The following is a 1,338-nucleotide window of genomic DNA, read 5'->3' as shown; positions in this document are numbered from 1 at the left end:
GTGCCGTGGGCGCGAAGACCGCATTCATTGCCCCGGGATCACCTTGGGAGAACGGCTACTGCGAGAGCTTCAACGCCCGCTTCCGGGATGAGTTACTAAACGGCGAGGTCTTCACCACGCTGCGTGAAGCACAGATCCTCATCGAACGCTGGCGTCGCCACTACAACACGGTTAGGCCCCACAGCGCCTTAGGATACCGGCCCCCAGCGCCCAAAAGCATCGTCCTGATAGACCAAAGGCCGACGATGCATTAACATTCAAATTGGACCACTCGATGGGGGCACATCAATAGTGTTCGTTTGGGATGGATCCGATAACCTTCATACTGTTTCCGGTTGTGGTGGGGATCTCAGCTTCGGAGCAATCAGAGATGGTAGGCGGGTCGCTTGTGGACCTCGCAGGGCATGGGATGTAAGATCCTGTGATGTTTGCCTTGCCGACCGTCTTGCGCAACGGCGCAATTTCGAGTCTGTCGAATATGCCTCCCTCGAGTGGGTGCGCTCAGGCGGAAGGACTCCCTCCCTCTGATGAGCCGTGGAGACAGCTTCCTGACCTGGTAGATAGTGTTTGGGCCTTTTGCTTGGGATTGGGGATCTCGTATTCAGGAGGGTGAGGGCCGCCGGAGCGCTTAGCCCTGCACATTGCGCAGATACAGAAAGCACATGCCAAAGTCCCGGTGCGCTTGTTTTCCGTCAGGCGTCCCAACCAATCGGTGAACTTCTCGTTTTCGGAACTCAGCGTTGGACAGTTGCGATAGCAGGTCTCACTAATCTGAAAGGTGCGGCAGGCCGGCGCGACACTGACCCATGCACCGCCACCATCTTCATAGCCATCTCTTGTCGATTAGGCGGCCTCAAGACTTTGTTTCGAGGGCTTCCTTGAGCAACTCATTCTGCATGCTCATCTCCGCATACATATTCTTGAGGCGGCGATTCTGCTTAGCCATGTCCTTCATCTCTGCGACGAGCGATGCGTCCATACCGTCAAATTTGGCACGCCATTTGTAAAAGCGGTCACTACTCATGCCGTGCTCCCGGGAAAGCCCAGAGACCGGCACGCCGCCCTTCGCCTGCTTCAACACAGTCATGATCTGCGCATCCCTAAATCGTCTGTTCTTCATCCTAAATCTCCTCAGATATCTTGACGAGAAAATTCTACTTGTGAACACCGCTATTTTTAGGGGGATTGCCGTTGGTCATGATCGTTAATGCAGTCATCAAAGCCGGTAGGTCTGGCTGGCGTCCCTCCACTGAAGTGGTCCACCAACTGGGATAGTATTATCCCATTTTCAGGAGGACCAAGAGATGGCTGGAAAGCGAGACAAACCCGAAGAGCTTC

1 protein-coding gene and 1 pseudogene are annotated in these 1,338 nt (G+C 54.7%); one reads left to right on the top strand and one right to left on the bottom strand.

Annotated features, from left to right (window positions below):
- The coding region (locus CLV89_RS22270; protein WP_133166708.1) for an integrase core domain-containing protein at positions 1 to 254 on the top strand (254 nt) is incomplete at its 5' end.
- Between the two features lie 377 nt (positions 255 to 631).
- On the opposite strand, the pseudogene CLV89_RS22265 reads toward CLV89_RS22270, so the two are convergent.
- Positions 632 to 1,120, bottom strand: a pseudogene (locus tag CLV89_RS22265) (transposase); the annotation flags it as partial.
- Positions 1,121 to 1,338: the final 218 nt, after the last annotated feature.

Origin of the sequence: Tritonibacter scottomollicae, assembly GCF_003003215.1 — a bacterium.
Taxonomy (GTDB): Bacteria; Pseudomonadota; Alphaproteobacteria; order Rhodobacterales; family Rhodobacteraceae; genus Epibacterium; species Epibacterium scottomollicae.
This window is presented reverse-complemented; position numbering and strand designations above follow the sequence as displayed.